Origin of the sequence: Micromonospora sp. M51 (genome assembly GCF_018070305.1) — a bacterium.
In the GTDB taxonomy this organism is placed as follows: domain Bacteria; phylum Actinomycetota; class Actinomycetes; order Mycobacteriales; family Micromonosporaceae; genus Micromonospora; species Micromonospora parva.
This window is the reverse complement of record NZ_JAGPXZ010000615.1, coordinates 1-3,791: the sequence shown is the minus strand read 5'-3', so window position 1 is coordinate 3,791 and position 3,791 is coordinate 1. Positions and strand designations below refer to the sequence as shown.

The 3,791-nt window shown below is 70.8% G+C and carries 4 protein-coding genes; 2 read left to right on the top strand and 2 right to left on the bottom strand.

The window, feature by feature from the left end:
* Together KBX53_RS25595 and KBX53_RS25590 are read right to left on the bottom strand one after the other, a co-directional pair.
* The coding region (locus KBX53_RS25595) for a TldD/PmbA family protein (RefSeq protein ID WP_210862068.1) at positions 1–1,152 on the bottom strand (1,152 nt) is incomplete at its 3' end.
* A gap of 31 nt (positions 1,153–1,183) precedes the next feature.
* Positions 1,184–1,654, bottom strand: coding sequence for a Uma2 family endonuclease (locus KBX53_RS25590; protein WP_210862073.1), 471 nt, complete (start codon positions 1,652–1,654; stop codon positions 1,184–1,186).
* Between the two features lie 651 nt (positions 1,655–2,305).
* Here KBX53_RS25590 and KBX53_RS25585 point away from each other — a divergent pair.
* Positions 2,306–3,361: an ABC transporter ATP-binding protein gene (locus tag KBX53_RS25585; protein ID WP_210862071.1), complete on the top strand. Its 1,056-nt coding sequence runs from the start codon at positions 2,306–2,308 to the stop codon at positions 3,359–3,361.
* On the top strand, positions 3,358–3,791 hold a 434-nt coding region (locus tag KBX53_RS25580; protein WP_210862066.1), incomplete at its 3' end, for an ATP-binding cassette domain-containing protein. The genes KBX53_RS25585 and KBX53_RS25580, both read left to right, overlap by 4 nt.

Here is a 3,791-nt window from a genome sequence, read left to right as displayed (position 1 = left end):
CATCAGCACCCCGTCGTCGGTGGCCGCGATGATCTCCTCCAGGGTGTGCGGGCCGGGTTCCAGGCCGACGTTGGTCATCCGCACCATCGGCAGCCGCGCCCACCCGTCGGCCCGTACGCTGCCGCCGTAGTCGAGGCTGGCCATCGCTGCGGAGTCCCGGCCGGCGAGCACCCCCACCCAGCGACCGTCGCGGACCGCGTCCCGCTTGACCGCCGGGGAGCCCTCGTCGTCGAAACCGAAGCTGCCCAACGCGCCCGGGATCGTCGGGTCGATGGTGATGTTCATCAGCTCCGAGCCGTAGCGCAGCGAACCGAGCTGGGCCAGGTCCAGCCAGGACGTGCCGGCGAACGCCGCCTCCCACCCGAGGATCCGGTCCAGTTCGATGGCGTGCCCCACCGACTCGTGGATCTGGAGGGCCAACTGCTCGCCGCCGAGGATCAGATCCGTCTCACCGGCCGGGCACTGCGGCGCGGTGAGCAGCGCCCGGGACTCCTCGGCGATCTGCGCGGCGTGCGCGGCCAGGTCCAGCGACTCGACCAGCTCCCACCCGGTCGTGCCGTACTGGCCGCGGTAGCTGGGCCAGGACCGGCGCTGCGTCTCGCCGTCGCCGATGGAGGTGGCCGAGATGCCACCACCGCACTCGCGGATGCGCTGGTCGATCCGGTGGCCCTCGCTGGAGACGAACCACTTCGCGGTGTCCCAGATCTGGTAAAGGCCCTCGGCCAGATCCGCGCCGTGCTCGGCCATCGTGCGGGTCGCGTCGACCAGCAGATCGCCCTTGTCGGACAGGGGCACCCCGAGCGGGTCGATCTGGCAGCCGGAGGCCCAGCTCGCGGTGACCGCCTCGACCGGCACCAGGTCGACCGGAGGGCCCGGCACCCGCGCGCTCGCCATCGCGATCCGGGTCGCGCGCCGGCCGGCGTCGCGGGCGGCGGCGTCCGACAGATCGGGTACGGCGTGGAAGCCCCAGCTCGCCCCGACCAACGCGCGGACTCCCAGCCCGATGCTCTCGTCCTGGGTCAGCTCCTCCACGTCACCGTTGCGAGCGGTCATCGACTCGTAGCGGCGGTGCATCACCCGGGCGTCGGCGAGGCGCCCACCAGCGTCGACGTCCGACTGTACGGCGGCGGTCGCCGCGTCGAACTCGGTCATGGACCGACCCTAGGCCAGCCGCCCACACCTGTCAGGGAAGCAGTTCCTCCGGCCGGATGGTCGCCCGCACCGGCTCGGTCAGTTCCAGAACCTCGCCGCGCTTGGTCGTTGCCCTCTCCAGGTAGTGGCCGCCCTGCCGTTGGTGGAGACGCACGGTCAGGCTCTCCTGGTCAACGAGCAGATACCAGTCGATCCCGGCCGCGGCGTACAGGTGCGGCTTCAACACCCGGTCGATGACGGCGGTGTGTGGCGCGGCGACCTCACCGACCAGGAGAACCGCGTCTGCCGGTACGCAGGACGCCTCGAAATCCAGCTCCGTGACCACCACGAGGTCAGGGTTGAGGATCCGCACGGCGTTGAGCCGCAGGTTGATCACCGGGAGCACGGTGCGACTCGTCCTGGCGCAACCTCGTTCCAGAGCGACTAGCAGGCCACCGACGATCACCTGGTGTCGGACGGACGGAGACGGGCCGATGAGCAGGCCGCCGTCGAGGAGTTCGATGCGCGCGGTCGGTGAAGGGGGGCCACGCCGCCGACTATCTGCACCTCACCTGATCGCCCCTGAGTCGCGGCAGTCCCTGCTGTCGAAGGGCAAGGCGCATCGGGGGATGGTGCAGATAACTCAGCTGAGTTACAAGATCGCGCCCGATTTTGGATGTAGTGGTATCGGCGCGTCGGCGATGCCACTACATCCTGGTTCGAGCGTGACCTTGGCGGCAGGGGGCGCGCCAAACTCCGCTTCCGGTCTGTCGGGGGCGGTGTTCGTCGTCAAGATCCGCGCAGTATCGGGGATGTTGCTGTCTCCTGCCTGTCGGAGACAGCAACTTCGGGGAAGTTGCTCGGATCTTGGCGCGGGGCGCGGGGCGCGGGGCGCGGGGCGCGGGGCGCGGGGCGCGGGGCGCGGGGCGCGGGGCGCGGGCGCGGGCGGCAGCGCATCCAGCGTGCGATCGCGGCATGAACGGGTGTGGATGGGGAGGTGACGGGGGTGCGGCGCCGATGCCGACTCGTTACGCTCTGGCCCGCTGACACGTGCCGACTTTGTAGCTTATTTTCACCCTCGGGACTTTCCTGTAAGTTCCCTTCGTCACTGAGGGAGGTGGCCGTGGACAGCTCGGAACCGTTGCCGTCCGGCGAACCGGACGACCGTCCCGCCGTGCCGGCACAACGCTCCGACCAGGACGCCTACCTGCGGGTGGATGACCTTCGGGTCCGGTTCGACACCTCGGACGGCGTGGTGCGCGCCGTCGACGGGGTGTCGTTCTCCGTCGACCGGGGTCGCACCCTCGGCATCGTTGGTGAGTCCGGCTCCGGCAAGAGCGTCACCTCGCTGGCCATCCTCGGCCTGCACGACCCGAAACGGACCACCATCACCGGGGAGATCTCCGTGGGCGGCCGGCAGGTGGTCGGTCTCGCCGACGAGGAGGTACGCCGGCTGCGCGGCCGGGACATGGCGATGATCTTTCAGGATCCGCTGTCGGCGCTGCACCCGTACTACACGGTGGGCCGGCAGATCGCCGAGGCGTACCGGGTGCACCACCCGAAGGCCAACCGGCGGGAGGCCCGCCAGCGGGCTGTCGACATGTTGGACCGGGTGGGCATCCCGCAGCCGGCGCGTCGCTTCGACCAGTACCCGCACGAGTTCTCCGGCGGCATGCGACAGCGGGCGATGATCGCGATGTCCCTGGTCAACGACCCGGCGCTGCTGATCGCCGACGAGCCGACCACCGCGCTGGACGTGACAGTGCAGGCGCAGATCCTGGACCTGCTCGCCGACCTGCAGGCCGAGTTCCACTCCGCGATCATCCTGATCACCCACGACCTCGGCGTGGTCGGCCAGGTCGCCGACGACGTGCTGGTCATGTACGGCGGGCGGGCCGTCGAGCGGGGCAGCGTCGAGCAGGTGCTCCGCTCGCCGCAGCACCCGTACACCTGGGGGTTGCTCTCCAGCGTGCCGTCGCTGCACGGCGACGCGGACGCGGACCTGGTGCCCATCCCCGGCAACCCGCCCAGCCTGATCAACCTGCCGCAGGGCTGCGCGTTCCACCCACGCTGCCGGTACGCCGACCGGGCCGGCAGTCGCTCCCGCACCGACGTGCCGGAGCTGCGCCCGGCCGGCGCGGCCGGTCACCTGGTCGCCTGCCACCTCGGCGAAGAGGAGCGCGCCACGTTCTACGCCGAGGACATCGCATCCGTGGGGGTGGCCCGATGACCGACGAACCACTGCTGCGGGTCCGCGGCCTGACCAAGCACTTCCCGGTACGGCAGGGGCTGCGCGCCACCGGCCTGGTGCGGGCGGTGGACGGGCTCGACTTCGACGTGCGCCCGGGCGAGACGCTCGGCCTGGTGGGGGAGTCGGGCTGCGGCAAGACCACCACCGGTCGGATGCTGGTGCGGCTGCTGGAGCCGACCAGCGGCAGCATCGAGTTCGCCGGCCGGGACATCACGCACGCCGGCCGCCGGGAGTTGCGTCCGCTGCGACAGGAACTCCAGATCATCTTCCAGGACCCGTACGCGTCGCTGAACCCCCGGCACACCGTCGGCCGGATCGTGGCGATGCCGTTGCAGGTCAACGGGATCAAGCCGCCGGGCGGGATCAAGGCGCGGGTGCAGGAGTTGCTGGAGCTGGTCGGGTTGAACCC